The following is an 18903-nucleotide window of genomic DNA, read 5'->3' on the forward strand; positions in this document are numbered from 1 at the left end:
GTGTTTGTTCTGGGTTTGTTTTTCCGATTCTGGTTTCAGGTTTCCTGGGGGGTCGCCATGCTGACGCGTAAACAACATGAACTGCTGATGTTCATTCATGAACGGCTCAAGGAAAGCGGCATTCCGCCCTCCTTCGACGAGATGAAGGAAGCGCTCGACCTCGCCTCCAAATCCGGCATCCACCGGCTGATCACGGCGCTGGAGGAGCGCGGTTTCATTCGCCGGCTACCAAATCGGGCGCGCGCGCTGGAAGTGCTGCGACTGCCGGATTCGATCGCGCCCGGCCTCAACGCGGCAAGAAAGTTCTCGCCAAGCGTCATCCAAGGCAGCCTCGGTCAAGGCGGCCTTGGCCGGCAAATCAAGCCAGCGCTTTCGCGGATGCCTTCGGCCGGCAATGACGACGACGTGGTTTCCGCCGTGTCGATCCCGGTCATGGGGCGCATCGCCGCCGGTGTGCCGATCGACGCTATCCAGCATCAGACGCATTCGATCTCGGTGCCGCCGGACATGATCATGGGCGGCGAGCACTACGCCCTCGAGGTCAAGGGCGATTCGATGATCGAGGCCGGCATCTTCGATGGCGACACCGTCATCATCCGCAACGCCGATACAGCCAGCCCGGGCGAGATCATCGTGGCGCTGGTGGATGAAGAGGAAGCAACGCTGAAGCGGTTCCGCCGCAAGGGTGCTTCGATTGCTCTCGAAGCTGCCAACCCCGCCTATGAAACCCGCATTTTCGGGCCGGACAGGGTCAAGGTGCAAGGCAAGCTCGTCGGGTTGATCAGGCGCTACTGAGCAGGGCTTGCAACCGGCTTTTCGGGTTTGCGGTAGGGTGGCAGGCCCCTCGCCTCGCGCGAGAACTTGCGCTGCGTGTGCCAGGGCCGGTATGGCCTGTCCACCGCGAAGCTGATCGTCGCAGGCGTGGTCGCCGATTGGCGATCGAAGAAGACGGCCGCACTACCCTTGCGAGCCAGTTGTCGCTTGGTGATGACGAGCACCAGCGGATCGTGACAGGGGTCATAGGCCGTGGCGTCATTGATGATGATCAGGTCAGCGAGGCTGCAGGCTTTCCAGGCGTCCTTTCGGTCTTCGACATGCGCAATGATCGCGCCGGACGGATGCTTGGCAAGGCAAACGCCTGATGTGCAGTAGAAAGGCGCTCCCGGCGGCAGTTCGGCGGCATCCGCTATCTCGAATTGCCCGTCTCCTTTGCTGAACACCTCCGGCATGACGATGGTTTCGGATGTCAGCGCGCGTTTCCAGTTGTCGACCGTGAATTCGTTCGGGCGTGCCCGGCTGACGGCGAGTTCGCCGTCGCCGATCGGCAGCGCAACCAGCCTGGCGTCCTCCGAGATCAGCACGTCCGGTGGGCGCGTGTCCGAGACGGTCAGCATGCCGGCAAGTGCGAAGGGAAGCGCTGCGAGCCGCAGCCATGTCGTCGCCATCGTCGCAATGACCAAGGCAATCGCCACCAGCAGGACAGACTGCTGCGAAATCAACCCGACTGCGTCGACAGGCGAACGTTCGGAAATCCAGCCCGATATGGCGATCATTGCCGTCAGGCCTTTGCCCATCAGATAGAGGGATGGCCCGTCGAACCCGAACGGCATCAACAAGGCGCTGGCAACGGCCAGGAACATGACGACGGACACGATCGGCATGATGGCGAGATTGGCGAACAGGCTAAGCGGCGAAACCCGCTGAAAATGCCAGATGGCAAACAGCGCAGTGGCGCTGCCGGCGATGATGGAGGTCATGGCAAGGCCACCCATCGCCAACAGGAATTTTCGCGTGAGAAAGCCGGGCAGCGATCGCCGTGGCGGCGGCGGTCTCGTTTTCCCCGCGCGATGATCCGACCAGCCGGCATAGGCACCGACCAGCGCCGCGGTCGCCGCGAACGACATCTGGAAACTCGGGCCGACCACTTCATGTGGCGACACCACAATGACGGCGATCGCCGAGATCGCCAGGTTGCGCATGGTCAGCGCCGCCCGATCGAACAGCACGGCAATCAGCATCACCGCCAGCATAATGAAGCTGCGCTCGGCGGCAACGACGATGCCTGAGATGACGAGATAGGCGGCGATCGAGAAAAGTGCGGCGGCGGCCGCGTATTTCTTGACCGGCCGACGCGCGGAAAAGTCTGGAAACAGGGCGAAGGCGCTGCGCATCAGCATCATGATGGTGCCGGCGACCAGCGCCATGTGTAGCCCGGAAATGGAGATGATATGGTAGATGCCGGTGCGCCGCATCGCTTCGTTGATTTCATCGGGAATGCCGGCGCGCACGCCGACGATCAGCGCCGCGGCGATCTCACCTTCGGCGCCACCGACACTGCCCCTGATATGGTCGGCGATGGCTTCACGGGCATTTTCTATCCCCGAGGCAAGGCGGGCCGACAGCGGCATATCGTTGTCATCGCCGGCGACAAGCTTTGGATTGCCGAGAAAAAACCCGCTGCCGCCGATGCCGGCGAAATAGCTGTCGAAGGAGAAGTCGTAGCTGTCAGGCCGCACCGGGCCTGTTGGCGGCAACAGCTTGGCGTAGCCGGTGACCAGGGAGCCGGCGGTTATCTCTGCCGGGATCTTTCGTGCCGAAAGCCGAACCCGCTCCGGCGCATAACGCAATTTCGGCCTGGCGGTCGACGTCACGTCGATGGTCAGCCGGATGCGGCCGGTCTCCATCCGGTCAAGCGAGACGACGCGGCCGGTCACCTGGGTCGAGATTTCTGAGCCCAGCATCTGCGTTCCCGCCCGCCATGTCTCGACCTTGCCGGCCAGCAGGCCGAGCGTGCACAGCAGCGCAGCCATGAAGCACAAATGGGTTTTCGGCCAGGAACGCGAGACGAACGCACAGAGCCCCGTCAGAACGACGACCGCGACAGGCTTTGCAAAATCAGGCTCCGCGGCAAGTGAAAAATAGCCGATCGCTCCAATCGCCAGGCAGACCGGCACCAGCAAGAAGGCTAAGCCTCGGTCGAGTTCCAGGCCCGCTGCCGTAGCCACGCTGTGGCGCAGCCGAGGCAGTGATATCAGGCCGATTTGCCGGCGCACGCGCACGATCCTGCCAGCTTCGGCAACAGGACCGGGGGCGGAGACATCCGCTTGCAACGGCGGGTTGCCGGGATTCGGCACGAGGGGCGATGGCGGCGGCAGCGGGGCCAGCAGCGGCGCCGCAAACAGGGACCGTTCGCTGACGCCAATGGTGGCGTCCTCGCCCTGATCCGAGCCCCGGCCTCGTCCAGCCATCGGGTCTGCCCCTTGCGCCCTCGACACCCTATGCTACATGAACGCGCAACGCGCGAAAGTCCGCGCAACCGCACCCCGCTTCAGATGGTTTCCGAGAGTTTCATGTCCGACAAGGTCGTCACCCGTTTTGCCCCCTCGCCCACCGGTTACCTGCATATAGGCGGCGCGCGCACGGCGCTGTTCAATTGGCTGTACGCAAAGCACACCGACGGCACGATGCTGCTGCGCATCGAGGACACCGATCGTGAGCGTTCGACAGATGCTGCGACGGCGGCCATTCTCGACGGGCTTTCCTGGCTCGGCCTCAGCTGGGACGGCGAGCCGGTGTCGCAGTTCGAGCGTGCGCCGCGCCACCGTGAGGTGGCCGAGGAGCTCGTGCGCATAGGCAAGGCCTACTATTGCTACGCGACCCCGGCCGAGTTGGAGGCGATGCGCGAGGCAGCACGAGCCAGGGGGCTGCCGCCTCGCTATGACGGCCGCTGGCGTGACCGCGATCCGTCCGAGGCGCCCGCAGGCGCCAAGGGCGCCATCCGCATCAAGGCGCCGACCGAGGGCGAGACGGTGGTGCACGACCGTGTCCAGGGCGAGGTCCGCTTTCCCAACAAGGATCTCGACGACTTCATCATCCTGCGCTCGGACGGCAACCCGACCTACATGCATGCCGTCGTCGTCGACGACCACGACATGGGCGTCACCCACATCATCCGCGGTGACGACCATTTGACCAATGCCGCCCGCCAGACCGTGATCTACGACGCCATGGGCTGGGACGTGCCGTCGATGTCGCATATCCCGCTGATCCACGGCGCCGATGGCGCCAAGCTGTCGAAGCGGCACGGCGCGCTCGGCGTCGAGGCCTATCGCGCCATGGGCTATCTGCCGGAGGCGCTGCTCAACTACCTGGCGCGGCTCGGCTGGAGCCATGGTGACGACGAGATCATGTCGATCAAGGACATGATCTCGTGGTTCGACATCGGCGACGTCAACAAGGGCGCCGCCCGCTTCGACTTCGCCAAGCTGGAGGCGCTGAACGGCGTCCATATGCGCCGCATGAGCGATGCCGATCTGTTCGACATCTTCCTCGCCACTCTGCCCTATCTCGAGGGTGGTCCGGCAATGGCCGCGCGCCTCGACGACAGGAACAAGGCGCAGTTGCTGGCCGCACTGCCGGGTCTGAAGGAGCGCGCCAAGACACTGGTCGAGCTTGTCGATGGCGCCGCCTTCCTGTTTGCCACCCGCCCGCTGCCGATCGACGACAAGGCGGCACTTTTGCTCAACGACGACGCACGCAAAGTCCTGCGTGGCGCTCACGAAGCTTTGAACGCGCTTTCAGGCGACTGGACGGCCACTGCGGCTGAGGCCGCGGTCCGCGACTATGCGCAGGCCGGCGGTCACAAGCTTGGCGCCGTGGCCCAGCCTTTGCGCGCCGCCCTGACCGGCAAAAGCACCTCGCCGGGCGTGTTCGACGTGCTTGCCGTGCTTGGGCGCGAGGAAAGCCTGGCGCGCATAGCGGATCAAATCGATTAGGAGCAAACTGGCCCAAGAAGATTGGCATTGAAAGGCGCGTTTCGCAGTGCAACATTAGGCCCTGGCCCAATCTGGCACGCACCTCCTAGAATGCGGTGGCGAATACGCGCATTGCGGTGATTTCGACGTGTCGCTCTGCAGAATTTGCCTTTGCCGGCATGAGGAAACAAGAAGGAGTTTGCAATGACCGAAGCTGCGAAAAAACTGGATTTGGGCGGCACGACCCAAGGGGCCACGGCAACGCTTGAATTCGCCGGCAAGACTCACGAGTTCAAGGTGCGAAGCGGCTCGGTCGGGCCTGATGTCATCGATATCGCCTCGCTCTACAGCACCACCGGCGCCTTCACCTACGATCCCGGCTTCACCTCGACCGCAAGCTGCGAATCCGAGATCACCTTCATCGATGGCGACGCCGGCATCCTCTTGCACCGCGGCTATCCGATCGACCAGTTGGCCGAACACGGCGACTTCCTCGAGGTCTGCTATCTCCTGCTCTACGGCGAATTGCCGACCAAGGCGCAGAAGGACGATTTCGATTACCGCGTGACGCGCCACACCATGGTGCACGAGCAGATGTCGCGCTTCTTCACCGGCTTCCGCCGCGATGCGCACCCGATGGCGGTGATGTGCGGCGTGGTCGGTGCGCTGTCGGCCTTCTACCACGACTCCACCGACATCTCCGACCCCTACCAGCGCATGGTCGCCTCCATGCGGCTGATCGCCAAGATGCCGACGATTGCGGCGATGGCCTACAAATACCATATCGGCCAGCCCTTCATTTACCCGAAGAACGAGCTGAACTTCGCCGCCAACTTCCTGCACATGTGCTTTGCCGTGCCGTGCGAGGAATACAAGATCAATCCGGTGCTGGCGCGCGCCATGGAGCGCATCTTCATCCTGCACGCCGATCACGAGCAGAACGCCTCGACCTCGACCGTTCGTCTTGCCGGCTCCTCGGGCGCCAACCCGTTCGCCTGCATCGCCGCCGGCATCGCTTGCCTGTGGGGCCCGGCGCATGGCGGCGCCAATGAAGCGGCGCTGAATATGTTGGGCGAGATCGGCCATGTCGATCACATCCCGGAATTCATCGCCCGCGCCAAGGACAAGAACGACCCGTTCCGGCTGATGGGCTTTGGCCACCGCGTCTACAAGAACTACGATCCACGCGCCAAGATCATGCAGAAGACGGCGCATGAGGTGCTGGGCGAGCTCGGCATCAAGGACGATCCGCTGCTCGATATCGCCATGGAGCTGGAAAAGATCGCGCTGACCGACCCCTATTTCATCGAGAAGAAGCTCTACCCGAACGTCGACTTCTATTCCGGCATCACACTGAAGGCGCTGGGCTTCCCCACCACCATGTTCACCGTACTGTTCGCGGTCGCCCGCACCGTCGGCTGGATCGCGCAGTGGAAGGAGATGATCGAAGACCCGCGCCAGAAGATCGGCCGCCCGCGCCAGCTCTATACCGGCGCGCCGGAGCGTGACTACGTGCCGATCGCCAAGCGCTGATCGAGACTTTCCGGATTGAAAAAGGCGCCCCGTCAGGGCGCCTTTTTTATGTGACGAAGCACGACGCCCGCCGCGATCTCGCCGGACGGCTTGTCGGTCGCCATACGTCGCGCGATCTCGGCAAAGCCTTGCTTCTGCCAGGCGCGCATCCCGCTATCGGCGAACAGCGCTTCCAGTTGTCTGGCCAGATTGTTCGACTTGACGTACTCGTTGTAGAATTCCGGGACCAGCGCCCGATCCGCGATCAGGTTGGGCAGCAGCGCCGACCAGACGGACAACAGGTAAGGCGCCACGACACGGGCGACGGGATCGAGCCTGTAGCAGGAGACCATCGGCACACCCGCCAGCGCCAGCTCCAGCGATACCGTCCCGGATGCGATCAGCGCCGCATCGGCCTTGCCGAAGGCCTGCCATTTGCGTTGGGGATCAAGGATGATCTCGGGTTTCTCATCCCACCGCGTGACCGAGGATCTGACCAGGTCGGCGACATGCGGCACGGTCGGCAGCAGCAGCCGCAGCCGATGCCCGCGCGCGTGCAGCATCGACACCGTCTCGCCGAACGGCTCGAGCAGCCGCCGCACCTCGCCGCGCCGCGAACCGGGCAGGACGAGCACCGTCTTGACGCGGTCCGGAGAAGCAAGGTCTCGCGGCAGGTCCTGCGCCTTCGCGGCGCTGAGCACGCCCGCATCATGGGTGAGGCGATGGCCCACATAGGTTCCGGGCGGGCCGCCTAACCGCTCGAGCTCCTTCACCTCGAACGGCAGGATGCAGAGGATATGATCGACATAGGGCTTCATTGCCACCGCCCTGCCCGGCCGCCACGCCCAGACGCTCGGGCAGACATAGTGGATGATCGGGATCGACGGATTGGCCGCACGCACCTTCCTGGCGACGCGCAACGAAAAGTCAGGGCTATCGATGGTGACGAGGCAATCTGGCTTCTCGCCCGCAATGGTTTTGGCCAGTTGGCCAATCCGCCGCATCAGGCGCGGCAGATCGCGCAGGATGGCGCTGAAACCCATCAGGGCAATCTCGCCGGCATCGAATGGCGACACCAGTCCAAGCGCCTGCAAATGGCGGCCGCCGAGACCGACGAGTTGCACCTCGCGCCCGGTAGCCTGCTTGAGCGAACGCACGATGTCGGCGCCAAGCAGATCGCCGGACTCTTCGCCGGCAACGATCGCGATCTTCAATGCCCTGTCAGCCATGATGCGGCTCCGTAGCGGCAGGCAGACCAATGACGAACAGGCCGAGTGCGTTGGCGCGCGCGATGGTTTCAGGGCCTTCGAGAACCAGCGAGCGTCCCGCCTCGACGGCAATGCCGGCAAGCCCGGCCGCATGCACCGCCGCGATCGTCTGCGGACCGATGGAAGGAAGATCCGCTCGCAGTTCCTGGCCAGGCTTGGCGCATTTGACCAGGACGCCGCGGGTCTTGCCCGCTAGACGGCCGTGGCCACGCAACAGCTTCGCGCGATCGAGCAGTCCGGCTGTCCCCTCGATGCCTTCGAGCGCAATGGCCCGGCCGCCGACCGCGATCGCCGCCTGGCCAATATCCAGCGCCCCTATCGCCTTTGCCGCTGCAAGGGCTGCCTCGATGTCACGCCAGTCCGATTTGCGTGGCGTGGCCTTGGTCAGGACGCCTTCGGCGGCGACAAGGTCCGGCACGATTTCATGGGCGCCGACGACCTTTATGCCACGCGCTTCGAGGCCTCTTGCCACGACCTTCAGCAGGCCATCGTCGCCACGCGCCAGTGCCATGACCACCAAAGGGATCACCGCGAGCAGGCTGAGACTGGGGCGCAGCGCAAGCAATCGTGGCCGGCGCCTAATCTCGCCTGCAAGCACCAGATGGGTAATCCGGTGCCGCCTCAACAATGGTATCAGCGAGCCGATACCTTCCAGAGCGAGGCTTTCATGGTCATACCGGGAGAGCTCCGCCATGCGGTCCACCTCGCCTTCCATCAGGATGACAAAGGGTGGATACCCCCGTTCCGCCGAGCCGGCCGCGACTTCGACCGGCAGGCTGCCGCCGCCGGCGATGATGCCGACCCTGGAGCCCGGCGGAAGATCAAGACCCGCTGCCGCGGTCTCAGCCTTCGTCATCGACGTCGTCGCCATCGCCGCCCTTGAGCGACGGCACCGCATAATGCCGCTTGCCGCGACTGGTGATGAAATCGACGATCTTCATGGCGGTTGGCGACGACGCGAACTCGGCCTTGGCGAACTCGATGTTCTCGCCAACGGTGCGAGAGCGATCGAAGATCATCCTGTAGGCCTTGCGCAATAGATGGATTTCGGACCTCGGCAGGCCGGAACGCTTCAGGCCAATGATGTTGAGGCCGCGCAAGCTGGCGCGGTTGCCGACCGCGATGGCATAGGGAATGACATCGCCCACGATCGCGGAGCAGCCACCCAGAAAGGCGTTGTCGCCGACGCGGACAAACTGATGAACCGCCGTCAGGCCGCCAATATAGACGTTGTTGCCGACCTCGCAGTGGCCGCCCAGCGTCGCCCCATTGGCGAACGTTGCATTGTTGCCGACGACGCAATCATGGGCGATGTGGGCGTAGGCAAGGAAATTGCCATTGTCGCCGATCGTCGTCTCGCCGCGGCTGGAATCGGTGCCGAGATGCATGGTCACGCCTTCGCGGATCGTGCAGTTCTTGCCTATGACCAGGGTGGTGCGGCCGCCCTTGTGCTTGGTGTTCTGCGGCGGTCCGCCCAGTATCGCCATCGGGTAGACCTTGGTCGAGGCACCGATGGTGGTCGCGCCCATCACCGACACATGGCTGACCAGTTCGACGCCGTCGCCGATCACCGCCTCGGCGCCGACATGACAAAACGGACCAATGCGCACGCCTTGGCCGATCTGGGCGCCTTCCTCCACGACAGCGGAAGCATGGATAGATGTCATGATTTTCATAAGCATTCGATCGTCAGTCGCTGGTGACCATCATGGCTGAAATCTCGGCCTCGGCAGCCTTGGCGCCGTCGACCATGGCTTCACAAGCGAATTTGAGCAGGTTGCCGCGTTTCTTGATTTTCTTGACATAAATCTTCAACTGGTCACCCGGAACGACCGGTTTGCGGAATTTGGCGTTATCGATGGTCAGGAAATAGACCAATGACGGCTTTTCAGTGCCCAGGCTGCGGATACAGATGGCGCCGGCCGTCTGCGCCATCGCCTCGACGATGAGCACACCCGGCATGACCGGCTGTTCGGGGAAATGGCCCTGAAAATGCGGCTCGTTTATGGTCACGTTCTTGATGCCGACGGCTGACTCGTCGCCATCGATGTCGACGATGCGATCGATCATCAGGAACGGATAGCGGTGCGGCAGGAGCTTCATCAGCCCCATGATGTCGACCGCTTCCAGCGTCGTCGACTCGATCATATCAGCCATTGCCTCCCTCGCCCTGTTTGCGGGTCCTGGCGAGCTTGCGCAGCATGGCTATCTCCCGCATGGCTTCCGCCATCGGCTGTGCCGGATAACCGCCCCAGATCTCGCCCGCAGGGACATTGCTCATAAACCCACTTCTGGCGGCAAGCTTGGCCCCAGACCCGATGGTCAGGTGATCCGCAAGCCCGACGCCGCCGCCCATGGTGACATTGTCACCCACGATCACGGAACCCGAAATACCCGAAAGCCCGGCTATTATGCAATTGCGGCCGATGCGGACGTTATGGGCGATCTGCACGAGATTGTCGATCTTGGTGCCTTGGCCGATGATCGTATCGGACATGGCGCCGCGATCGACAGTGGTGTTGGAGCCGATCTCGACATCGTCCTGAATGACGACACGGCCGACCTGCGGCACGCGTTCGGGTCCCTTGGCGCCGCCGACGAAGCCAAAACCGTCCTGGCCGATCCTGGCACCACCATGGATGATGACGCGGTTGCCGATCAAGGCATACTGGATGCTGGCGCCTGGGCCGACATAGCCGTCGCGGCCGATCTGGCAGGATTGTCCGATGACCGCATTGGGCGCGATGACGGTACCGCTGCCGATCGAAGCCCCCGGCCCGATGACAGCACCTGCCTCGATGACAGCACCTGCCTCGACATGCGCGGTCGGATCGATATGGGCATGCGGCGAGACACCGGTTTCACTGGTCATTGGTCCCGGTGTCGCGGCCGTCGGAAAGAGCAGGCGGCCGACCAGCGCGAATGCCTGTTGCGGACGCGGATGAATGAGAACCGCGATGCCGGCCGGCGCCTTGCTGGCGAATTCCGCCGGACACAGGACCGCGGCCGCCCGCAGCGACGGCATCAGCGCGGAATTGCGTTTGCCATCGACGAAAACGAGCGCATTCTCGCCGCCTTCATTGGCTGGCGCGAGCGCTTCGATCGAAACGTCGGATTGGCCGGAATCGACAAGCACCGAGCCGGTCAGATTCGCGACTTCGCCCGCCGTATACCGGCGTGATGGCGCGAAGAACACCGGATCGGTCATTCCAAAAGCTATATCCAGCTAGGTCGGAACATTTCTCCCGGACCTGAAAAAATCCGGGAGCATCGTTGGCCGTCGATCAGAAACGGGTCGATATGCCGAAGTTGAATTCCTGCACGTTGTCGGTTGCTTCCTTCTTGACCGGGATCGCATAGTCGATACGGATCGGACCGAACGGCGACGCCCACATCAGGCCAAGGCCGACCGAGGCGCGCAGCTTCAAGTCAGTCGAGGTCTGAGCGACAGCCGTGCTGAGCTTGCTGCCATAGAGCGTTGCAGCGTCCGCGAACACAGCGCCGCGCAGGCCGAAGCTTTCCGGAATGACCGGCAGCGGGAACTGGGCTTCCGCCGAGGCGTTGAAATACGTCGTGCCACCGAGATGGTCACCGGTAATACTGTCTGCCGGGCCAATACCGCCATACTCGAAACCGCGGATCATGCGGTCGGTGCTCTGAAACTGGTCGAAGATACGGAGGCCGTCTCCACCATAACCCTCGACATGACCTGCGCCAGCCGAGACGAGTCCAACCAGATCGAACTGCTCCGAAAGAGTCTGGTAGACGCTGCCGCGCCCGGTCACTTTTACGTACTTGGCATCGCCGCCGACACCGGCGAATTCGGCTGTCGTGGTGGCGTAGATGCCTTCGTGCGGGTTCTTCATGTCGTCGATGGTGTTGTAGACCAGCCCGAGGCTGATCGACGACTTGATCCATGGGCTTTGCTCGATGCCATCGAGGATCGCCGTTGAAACACTGCAGCCGGCGTCGGGAATCCCGTCACCATTGGCGTCGCAGCTATCATCCAACTCATATTTTTCTTGCGAGATGTTGTACGCCAGCTGGGTCGATATACTATTGGTGATCGGCAGGCCGAAGCGCACCGTAGCACCCGTGGTATCGCTGTCGTAGTTGTCGTATTCCCGCGTCTGCTTGTAGATGTCAAAGCCGGCGGCGATGCGCCTTCCGAGGAAATAGGGCTCGGTGAAAGACAGGCTGTAGTCGCGCGAATTCTTGCCGCCGCCCGCCGACAGCTTGATGAACTGGCCGCGGCCGAGGAAGTTGCGCTCGGTGACCGAACCTTCGACGGATGGGCCCGCCGTGTCGCCGCCGGTTGAATAGCCGGCGCCGACCGAGAACTCACCGGTCGACTTCTCGACAACGTCGACCACCAGCACGACCTGGTCAGGCTGTGAGCCCGGCACGGTCGAGATATCGACTTTTTCAAAGTAATTAAGATCTTCCAGGCGCTTCTTCGCGCGCTGGATGAGAACCTGATTGAAGGCGTCACCTTCGCTGACATCGAACTCGCGGCGAATGACATAGTCACGCGTGCGATCGTTTCCGCGGATCTCGATGCGCTCGATATAGGCTTTGGTGCCCTGGTCGATGGTGTAGACCACCGAAATGGTGTGGTTCTCGAAATTACGGTCGCCGCGCGGCGTCACCTGCGCGAAGGCATAGCCGGAACCGGCCACCTTCTCGGTCAGCGCGACGATGGTGTCCTCGACGTCCTTGGCATTGTAGACGTCGCCCTTGCGGGTCTCGACCACCGATTCCAGCGACTTGCTGTCGACTTCCGGGATTGTGCTTTCGACGCTGACATCGCCGAACGTGTAGCGGTCGCCTTCCTGGACGGTGATGGTGACCGTGTATTTGTTCGTCGTGTTGTCGAGTTCGCCGACAGCGGACACAACCTGGAAATCGGCATAGCCATGATTGTAATAGAAGCGGCGCAGCAGTTCCTGGTCGGCGCGCAGCTTGTCGTCGTCATAAACGTCGTCGCGCAGGATGAACGAAACCCAGGATGAGCGCTTGGTATTGATCACATCTGACAGGCGGCGGCTGGAATAGGCGCTGTTGCCGACGAAATTGATCGCCGCGATCTGCGTGCGGTCGCCTTCAGTAATGTTGAAGACCACGTTCACGCGGTTGTCGCCAAGCTGCATGACCTGCGTGGTCACAGTCACATCGTCGCGACCAATGCGCCTGTAGGCAGCCTTGACCGCCTCGACGTCGGCATCGAGCGTCGCCTGCGAAAACGTTCCGCGCGGCTTCAGCTGCACCGCCATCGCCAGCGCATTGTCCTTGAGCTTCTTGTTGTTCTGGAACAGCACCTGGTTGACGACCTGGTATTCGGCGACCTTGACCACCAGCGTCGAACCGACCTGGTTGATCTGCACATCCGAGAACAGGCCCGTGCCGAACAGCGCCTTGATCGCACTGTCGATATCGGAACTGGAGAAGGCCTTGCCCGGCTTGATGGTGATGTAATTGCGGATGGTATCAGCGTCGACACGCTGGTTGCCGCTCACTTCGACTCTGCTGACGACAGCGGCTTCGGCCGCCGATGTGGCAACGAACTGCACTGCGAGCGCGCCTGGCACGACAAGAGCCGCGGACAGGGTCACCGCGGACGCGGCGCTCAGAAACTTGGATGCTGCCTTCATCGGGCTTAATAACCTTTTCTCGTAGTCCCCACGGCGAGAAAACCGGACGTGCGGTAATTTCTCCTACCGTATTAACCGGATTTTCCCTACACGCAAGGCTTCTGGTTAATTTGAATTTACTTAACCTCGCGGCGTGGCTTTCGCGTCACTCATATCCCCGTGCATGGTAAACGGCGTCTCAACATCGCCCATGCCAAAGCCAAATTTCTTCATGATTTCAGCATCCAAACAGATCGTTCCAGAAAACGAAACCCATGAAGCACAGCACCAGAAGCAGCCCGGCCCGATAGGCCATTTCCATCATCCGATCCGATACAGGACGGCGAATGACGGCCTCCACCCCGTAGAACAAGAGATGGCCGCCGTCGAGAGGGGGAATCGGCAAAAGGTTCAAAAACCCGATGCCAACCGACAGCAGCGCAACCAGCTGCACGAGCCATTCGAACCCCAGTTTCGCCGCCTTGCCGGCCATGTCGGCGATCTTCACCGGGCCGCCCAGCTGACATTTGTCCTCGCGCCCGACGACGAACCGCTGCAGGAACTGGCCGGTGCGCTGGATGACGTGCCCGGTTTCCTCGACCGCCGCTGCAACTGCCCCGACGGGCGTGTAGGTGACGAGGCGCGGCTGGCCGAGTTCCTTGTTGTTGACGACGCCGATCACGGCGACCTTGACCTTGTTGCCGAGCGCGTCTTGCTGTTCCATCAGCCGCGGCGCCGCGGTCACCGTGACCTCCTTGCCGTCGCGCAGCATGACGAAGGTGATGGTGTCGCCGGCGCGGCCGGAAACCAGGCGCTGGACGTCACCAAAGGTTTCGACCTTGCTGCCGTCGACGCTGACGAATCGGTCACCGGGCAGGATACCGGCTTTCGCCGCCGGGCTGTCAGCGGTCACCTCTGCGACCATCGGCTCCGCTACATAGCGGCCATAGGCGGAAAACAACACGGCGAAGACGACGATCGACAGCAGGAAATTGAACAGCGGCCCGGCGACCACCGTCGCCGCGCGCTTCCAGATCGGCTGCGTGTGAAAGGCGACCTTGCGCTCCTCCTCGGTCAGCGTTTCGATCGCTTCCGAAGTGGGCTGGCTCGAGGTGGCGTTCATGTCGCCGACGAATTTGACATAGCCGCCAAGCGGTATCGCGCACAGTTTCCAGCGCGTGCCGTGGCTGTCGTTGAAGCCGAAGAGCTCCGGGCCGAATCCGATCGAGAAGGCCTTGACCCCGATGCCACACCAGCGCCCGACCAGGTAATGGCCCATTTCATGGACGAACACGACCACGGTCAGCACAAAGAGGAACGGCACGAGCGTGCCGAGGACAAAGCCTTCTGTGCTGAAAAGCGCGTGAAGAATCTCGTTCAAGATAAACCCTCAAATTCTTCCGCGACGCGGTAGCGCCGTGACTGTGGCATCAATCCAGGCGAATCCAAGGCACGGCGCGCATCGGACCCTGAAATGATACCACTCAAACGGGAAACAGACCCTGCGCCGGATGATCGGCGGTCGCCGAAATCCAGCCGATGAAGTATAGGGCGAAAGCCGCCGCGACAAGCCCGTCGACACGGTCCATGACGCCGCCATGGCCCGGGATGAGCGCACCCGAATCCTTGCGGCCGTGGCGGCGCTTGACCCAGGATTCAAACAGGTCGCCGGCCTGGGCGACGATCGACAGCACCAGCGCCACCAGGCCGAGCAATGCCAGATTGCCGACGCCGGCAACCGCGGCCAGGATAAGCCCGGCTACAACACCGCCAACAGCGCCGCCGAGCGCGCCGCTGCGCGTCTTGCCGGGCGAGATCGACGGCGCCAGTTTTGGGCCGCCGACGGCACGGCCAACGAAGTAGGCAAAGATATCGGTGGCCCAGACGACCGCGAACAGGAACAGGATGGCGACGAGGCCTGAACGATCACCATCGCGCAACAGGGCAAGCGACAGGCCGGAAACGCTGGCATAGGCAAGACCGGCCGCATCCCATTGCCCGCTCTTGCGAACCGAGGCGGCAATCGCCGTTGCGGCAACCATGACCACGGCAAGCGGCAGCAGCAACGATCCGGCAAAGCCAACGATCAAGGCGCCAATGAAAACAACCAGCAGCGCTTCCGGCAGGAAACCAAGGCCCGTGGCCTCGGCCGGGCGCGACATGCGTGTCCATTCATAGAAGATCACCGCCGCCATCACGGCACACAGCAACCGGAACGGCAGCCCCCCAACCCAGGTCAAGCCAAGGGTGATGATGGCAAGCACGACTGCCGAAATGACGCGAAGCTGGAGATTGCTCATCCTGCGGCCGGTCGCGAGGCAACGTCCTGCGGGCCAAGTCCCCCGAAACGGCGTTCGCGGCTGGCAAATTCGCGCAAGGCCTCGGCAAGATGCTCGCGGCTGAAGTCGGGCCAGTAGCAAGGCAGGAAGACGAGCTCGCTATAGGCAGCCTGCCACAGAAGGAAGTTCGACAGCCGGAGCTCACCGCTGGTGCGGATGACCAGTTCCGGATCGGGAATGCCTTGCGTGTCGAGAGCGCCGGCAAAGCTTTCGGCGGTGATCGCCTCGCTGTCGAGTTCGCCACGCGCCACGGCTGCGGCAAGCTTGCGCGCCGTGCGCACGATCTCGTCGCGTCCGCCATAGTTGAAGGCGATAACCAGCGTCAGCGCTTCATTTGCGGCGGTCAGCGATTCGGCCTCGTCGAGCAGCCCCCTGATGTCGGATTGCAGCCCTGCCCGGTCGCCGATGATTCTGACCCGCACACCGCTCTGGTGCAAGTCGGCGAGATCACGGCGGATGAACAGTTTCAGCAGGCCCATCAGGTCGCTGACCTCGGACTTCGGCCGCGACCAGTTCTCCGACGAGAAGGCATAGACAGTCAGGAAAGAGATGCCGAGCCCGGGTGCGGCGCGCACCGTCTTGCGCAGCGCTTCGACACCGGCCCGATGGCCAGCAAGACGAGGCATGCCGCGCGCCTTGGCCCAGCGTCCGTTTCCGTCCATGATGATCGCGACATGCGCGGGCGTTGCCATGTTCTCGCTTTCGGGTCAGCCGATGGCCAAAACCCTAAACCTGCATGATTTCAGCTTCCTTATCGGAAAGCAGGTGGTCGATGGTGCTGATCGTTTCGTCGGTAAGTTTCTGGACCTGGTCGGAGCGCTTGCGCTGATCGTCCTCGCTGATGTCGCCGTCCTTTTCCGCCTTCTTCAGGAAATCCATGCCATCGCGGCGCACATGGCGCGCGGCGACGCGGGCGTTCTCGGCGTAGCCGTGCGAGATCTTGACCAGTTCCTTGCGGCGCTGCTCGTTGAGCTCGGGCAGCGGAATCCTGAGATTGGTGCCGTCGACGATCGGGTTGAAACCCAGATTGGATTCGCGGATGGCGCGATCGACCGCGCCGACCATCGACTTGTCCCAGACCGACACCGAGATCATGCGCGGCTCCGGCACCGAGACGTTAGCGACCTGGTTGATCGGCATGCTGGTGCCATACGCCTGCACCTGGATCGCGTCGAGCAGATTGCTGGAGGCGCGACCGGTCCGCAGCGAAGCCAGATCATGCTTGAACGCGGCGATTGCCCCATCCATGCGCCGCTTGAGATCGTCGTACTCACCACTCATCCTAATCTCCTCGACCCGTCTAGCGCGGGTTCACTGCTTCGGGGCAAGGCCCCGTATTCGAGCCTGATTTTCGAAAACCGGCTTCCCTTTTTTCGGGATCAGGCCCCGGATCAATCGTCCGCGACGACCGTGCAGCGGCCGCCGCCCCTCAGAATATCGCCAAACCCACCTTTTTCGTGGATCGAATAGACGATTATCGGAATGTTGTTTTCGCGCGCAAGTGCAATCGCAGCCGTATCCATGATGGAGAGGCCGCGTTTTATGACTTCGCCATGGCTGATGCGCTCGAAACGCGTCGCATTCGGGTCCTTCTTCGGGTCCGCCGAGTAGACACCGTCGACCTGAGTGCCCTTGAACAGCGCGTCGGCGCCGATTTCAGCCGCGCGAAGTGCGGCAGCCGAATCAGTGGTGAAGAACGGATTGCCGGTGCCGCCGGCAAAGATCACCACCTTGCCCTGGTTCATGTAGGCGGTTGCCTGGCGCTGCGAGAAACTCTCGCAGAGTTCGGGCATGGCGATCGCCGAAAGCACCACGGCGTCGACACCGATCTTGTTCAGCGACGTGCGCAGCGCCAGCGAATTGATGACCGTGGCAAGCATGCCCATGTGGTCGCCGGTGACGCGGTCACCGCCCTTGGAGGCAACGGCCACGCCGCGGAAGATGTTGCCGCCGCCGATGACGACGCCGACCTCGATGCCCAGTGCGCGAGCCTCGGCGATATCGGCGGCGATGCGGTCGACGACCGAAACGTCGATGCCGAAATGCTGTTCGCCCATCAACGCTTCGCCCGACGCTTTCAACAAGACACGTCGGTAGAGGGGCTTCACCGTCATCTGGTCCTCGTCATTTTGCATGTGACGCGTTCCGGGTGGCTACCCTCGCGCAGGCGCCGCCCCGAAACAATGGCGCGATGCCGTGTTCCGATACACGAAGGGCGCCGCGATGTCACGCGGCGCCCTAGCCGGAAATTCGAGATCGAGACGCTCTGCCAATCATTAACTCACGCCGGCAAAAGCGCCTTTCATGAGCAGGTCCGGGAAGTAGCCGACCGGCTTGTCGCCGACCGCCTGGCCGCCTGTGATGCCGCCCTGGATTTCCGGACCAAAGAACGAATACGGGAACGGCGTGACCGGCCGGCTGACTGCGTCGAGCCTTGCCAGAAGCTCCCGCGGGATGTCGAAATCCAGCGCGCCGAGATTGTCCTTGAGCTGATCCAGCCTGGTCGCACCGATGATCACCGAGGCGACACCGGGCCTGGTCGCCGCCCAGTTCAAGGCGATTTGGGCCATACCGCGGCCGAGCTCGCCGGCAACCTTCTCCAGTTCGGCTACGATTGCCCAGTTGCGGCCGGTGAATTTCTGGAAGCCGGGATTGGTCGAACCGCGCATCGTCTCCAGCCTGCCATCGGCCTTATTGGTTGGATCTGAACGATATTTGCCACTCAGAAGGCCGCTTGCCAGCGGGCTCCAGACCATGATGCCGGCGCCGTAGCGCGTGCCGAACGGCACGAATTCATGCTCGATGTTGCGCTCGGCCAGCGAATATTCGAGCTGCAACGCCGAAACCGGTTCATAGCCGCGCTGTTCGGCGACGGACTGCGCCCTGCTTGCGTACCAAGCGGGAACGTCGGAGAGGCCGACATGGCGGATCTTTCCGGCGCGCACCAGATCGTCAAGCGTCCGCATCACCTCTTCCGGCGAGGTCAGCCTGTCCCAGGCATGCAGGATATAGAGGTCGATATAGTCGGTGCCGAGCCGCTTCAGCGAGCTTTCGACGGCGCGGATGATGTTCTTGCGGCCATTGCCGCCGGCATTCGGATTGCCCTGCTCGAAATTCATGCTGAATTTGGTGCTGATCACCGCCTTGTCGCGCAGGCCGCGCTCGGCGATGAACTCGCCAAGCCAGGTCTCGGAGGTGCCGCCGGTATAGGCGTCGGCGGTGTCGAAGAAATTCCCGCCTGCCCCGACGTAGGCATCGACCAGGGCGCGCGCCGTCTCCTTGTCGGCGCCCCAGCCCCATTCGGTGCCGAAGGTCATGGTCCCGAGTGCCAGGCGGGTCACTCGCAGCCCGCTGTTGCCAAGGGTGTAGTAGGACATGGTCATGATGTCGTTCCGATCCT

Annotated in this window: 16 protein-coding genes; 3 read left to right on the plus strand and 13 right to left on the minus strand. The window is 62.7% G+C overall.

Annotated features, from left to right (window positions below):
* Positions 1 to 57: 57 nt before the first annotated feature.
* Entirely contained in the window at positions 58 to 795 is a 738-nt protein-coding gene (gene lexA / locus ACFFNA_RS06995) for a transcriptional repressor LexA (RefSeq protein ID WP_378916910.1), read from the plus strand.
* Here the strand turns inward: lexA and ACFFNA_RS07000 are convergent.
* Complete coding sequence (locus tag ACFFNA_RS07000) at positions 789 to 3248, minus strand: ComEC/Rec2 family competence protein (protein WP_378916913.1); 2460 nt, start codon at positions 3246 to 3248, stop codon at positions 789 to 791. The genes lexA and ACFFNA_RS07000 overlap by 7 nt on opposite strands.
* A gap of 102 nt (positions 3249 to 3350) precedes the next feature.
* Here ACFFNA_RS07000 and gltX point away from each other — a divergent pair, with 102 nt between their 5' ends.
* Entirely contained in the window at positions 3351 to 4775 is a 1425-nt protein-coding gene (gltX, locus tag ACFFNA_RS07005; protein ID WP_378916916.1) for a glutamate--tRNA ligase, read from the plus strand.
* Between the two features lie 183 nt (positions 4776 to 4958).
* Positions 4959 to 6287 carry a citrate synthase gene (gene gltA / locus ACFFNA_RS07010; protein WP_111546539.1) on the plus strand — a complete coding sequence of 443 codons (1329 nt, stop codon included), beginning with the start codon at positions 4959 to 4961 and terminating at the stop codon, positions 6285 to 6287.
* A gap of 32 nt (positions 6288 to 6319) precedes the next feature.
* Here gltA and lpxB read toward each other — a convergent pair whose 3' ends face one another.
* The 12 genes from lpxB to ACFFNA_RS07070 all read right to left on the minus strand — a co-directional run bounded on the left by lpxB (position 6320) and on the right by ACFFNA_RS07070 (position 18886).
* Positions 6320 to 7495, minus strand: coding sequence for a lipid-A-disaccharide synthase (lpxB, locus tag ACFFNA_RS07015; RefSeq protein WP_378916919.1), 1176 nt, complete (start codon positions 7493 to 7495; stop codon positions 6320 to 6322).
* Positions 7488 to 8390: an LpxI family protein gene (locus ACFFNA_RS07020; protein WP_378916922.1), complete on the minus strand. Its 903-nt coding sequence runs from the start codon at positions 8388 to 8390 to the stop codon at positions 7488 to 7490. The genes lpxB and ACFFNA_RS07020 overlap by 8 nt, the downstream gene beginning before the upstream one ends.
* The gene (gene lpxA / locus ACFFNA_RS07025) at positions 8377 to 9210 is read right to left on the minus strand and encodes an acyl-ACP--UDP-N-acetylglucosamine O-acyltransferase (protein WP_111546676.1); all 834 of its coding nucleotides are present in this window, start codon (positions 9208 to 9210) and stop codon (positions 8377 to 8379) included. Before lpxA ends, ACFFNA_RS07020 begins: the two co-directional genes overlap by 14 nt.
* Before the next feature lie 13 nt (positions 9211 to 9223).
* A complete protein-coding gene (gene fabZ, locus ACFFNA_RS07030; RefSeq protein WP_111546537.1) occupies positions 9224 to 9691 on the minus strand; it encodes a 3-hydroxyacyl-ACP dehydratase FabZ in 468 nt (155 codons plus the stop codon).
* Positions 9684 to 10742, minus strand: a complete 1059-nt coding sequence (lpxD, locus tag ACFFNA_RS07035) for a UDP-3-O-(3-hydroxymyristoyl)glucosamine N-acyltransferase (RefSeq protein WP_378916926.1) — start codon at positions 10740 to 10742, stop codon at positions 9684 to 9686. Before lpxD ends, fabZ begins: the two co-directional genes overlap by 8 nt.
* 76 nt (positions 10743 to 10818) lie before the next feature.
* Positions 10819 to 13185, minus strand: a complete 2367-nt coding sequence (gene bamA, locus ACFFNA_RS07040) for an outer membrane protein assembly factor BamA (RefSeq protein WP_111546535.1) — start codon at positions 13183 to 13185, stop codon at positions 10819 to 10821.
* A 217-nt stretch (positions 13186 to 13402) separates the two neighbouring features.
* A complete protein-coding gene (rseP, locus tag ACFFNA_RS07045) occupies positions 13403 to 14545 on the minus strand; it encodes an RIP metalloprotease RseP (RefSeq protein WP_111546534.1) in 1143 nt (380 codons plus the stop codon).
* Between the two features lie 103 nt (positions 14546 to 14648).
* Complete coding sequence (locus tag ACFFNA_RS07050; RefSeq protein ID WP_378916931.1) at positions 14649 to 15464, minus strand: phosphatidate cytidylyltransferase; 816 nt, start codon at positions 15462 to 15464, stop codon at positions 14649 to 14651.
* Positions 15461 to 16195 (minus strand): isoprenyl transferase, encoded by a 735-nt coding sequence (locus ACFFNA_RS07055; protein WP_111546532.1) that lies wholly within the window; start codon positions 16193 to 16195, stop codon positions 15461 to 15463. Before ACFFNA_RS07055 ends, ACFFNA_RS07050 begins: the two co-directional genes overlap by 4 nt.
* Positions 16196 to 16229: 34 nt before the next feature.
* Entirely contained in the window at positions 16230 to 16784 is a 555-nt protein-coding gene (frr, locus tag ACFFNA_RS07060; RefSeq protein WP_111546531.1) for a ribosome recycling factor, read from the minus strand.
* 110 nt (positions 16785 to 16894) lie between these two features.
* Positions 16895 to 17617, minus strand: coding sequence for a UMP kinase (pyrH, locus tag ACFFNA_RS07065; protein ID WP_111546675.1), 723 nt, complete (start codon positions 17615 to 17617; stop codon positions 16895 to 16897).
* Between the two features lie 162 nt (positions 17618 to 17779).
* Positions 17780 to 18886, minus strand: a complete 1107-nt coding sequence (locus tag ACFFNA_RS07070) for an aldo/keto reductase (RefSeq protein ID WP_378916936.1) — start codon at positions 18884 to 18886, stop codon at positions 17780 to 17782.
* Between the last annotated feature and the right edge of the window lie 17 nt (positions 18887 to 18903).

Source organism: Mesorhizobium kowhaii (assembly GCF_042431665.1).
GTDB classification, from domain to species: domain Bacteria; phylum Pseudomonadota; class Alphaproteobacteria; order Rhizobiales; family Rhizobiaceae; genus Mesorhizobium; species Mesorhizobium kowhaii.

What these genes read in the sequence shown, in the direction of transcription:
- lexA (WP_378916910.1), top strand. Translation starts at nt 58, where the DNA reads ATGCTGACGCGTAAACAACATGAACTGCTGATGTTCATTCATGAACGG.
- ACFFNA_RS07000 (WP_378916913.1), bottom strand. Translation starts at nt 3,248, where the DNA reads ATGGCTGGACGAGGCCGGGGCTCGGATCAGGGCGAGGACGCCACCATT.
- gltX (WP_378916916.1), top strand. Translation starts at nt 3,351, where the DNA reads ATGTCCGACAAGGTCGTCACCCGTTTTGCCCCCTCGCCCACCGGTTAC.
- gltA (WP_111546539.1), top strand. Translation starts at nt 4,959, where the DNA reads ATGACCGAAGCTGCGAAAAAACTGGATTTGGGCGGCACGACCCAAGGG.
- lpxB (WP_378916919.1), bottom strand. Translation starts at nt 7,495, where the DNA reads ATGGCTGACAGGGCATTGAAGATCGCGATCGTTGCCGGCGAAGAGTCC.
- ACFFNA_RS07020 (WP_378916922.1), bottom strand. Translation starts at nt 8,390, where the DNA reads ATGACGAAGGCTGAGACCGCGGCAGCGGGTCTTGATCTTCCGCCGGGC.
- lpxA (WP_111546676.1), bottom strand. Translation starts at nt 9,210, where the DNA reads ATGAAAATCATGACATCTATCCATGCTTCCGCTGTCGTGGAGGAAGGC.
- fabZ (WP_111546537.1), bottom strand. Translation starts at nt 9,691, where the DNA reads ATGGCTGATATGATCGAGTCGACGACGCTGGAAGCGGTCGACATCATG.
- lpxD (WP_378916926.1), bottom strand. Translation starts at nt 10,742, where the DNA reads ATGACCGATCCGGTGTTCTTCGCGCCATCACGCCGGTATACGGCGGGC.
- bamA (WP_111546535.1), bottom strand. Translation starts at nt 13,185, where the DNA reads ATGAAGGCAGCATCCAAGTTTCTGAGCGCCGCGTCCGCGGTGACCCTG.
- ACFFNA_RS07050 (WP_378916931.1), bottom strand. Translation starts at nt 15,464, where the DNA reads ATGAGCAATCTCCAGCTTCGCGTCATTTCGGCAGTCGTGCTTGCCATC.
- ACFFNA_RS07055 (WP_111546532.1), bottom strand. Translation starts at nt 16,195, where the DNA reads ATGGCAACGCCCGCGCATGTCGCGATCATCATGGACGGAAACGGACGC.
- frr (WP_111546531.1), bottom strand. Translation starts at nt 16,784, where the DNA reads ATGAGTGGTGAGTACGACGATCTCAAGCGGCGCATGGATGGGGCAATC.
- pyrH (WP_111546675.1), bottom strand. Translation starts at nt 17,617, where the DNA reads ATGACGGTGAAGCCCCTCTACCGACGTGTCTTGTTGAAAGCGTCGGGC.
- ACFFNA_RS07070 (WP_378916936.1), bottom strand. Translation starts at nt 18,886, where the DNA reads ATGACCATGTCCTACTACACCCTTGGCAACAGCGGGCTGCGAGTGACC.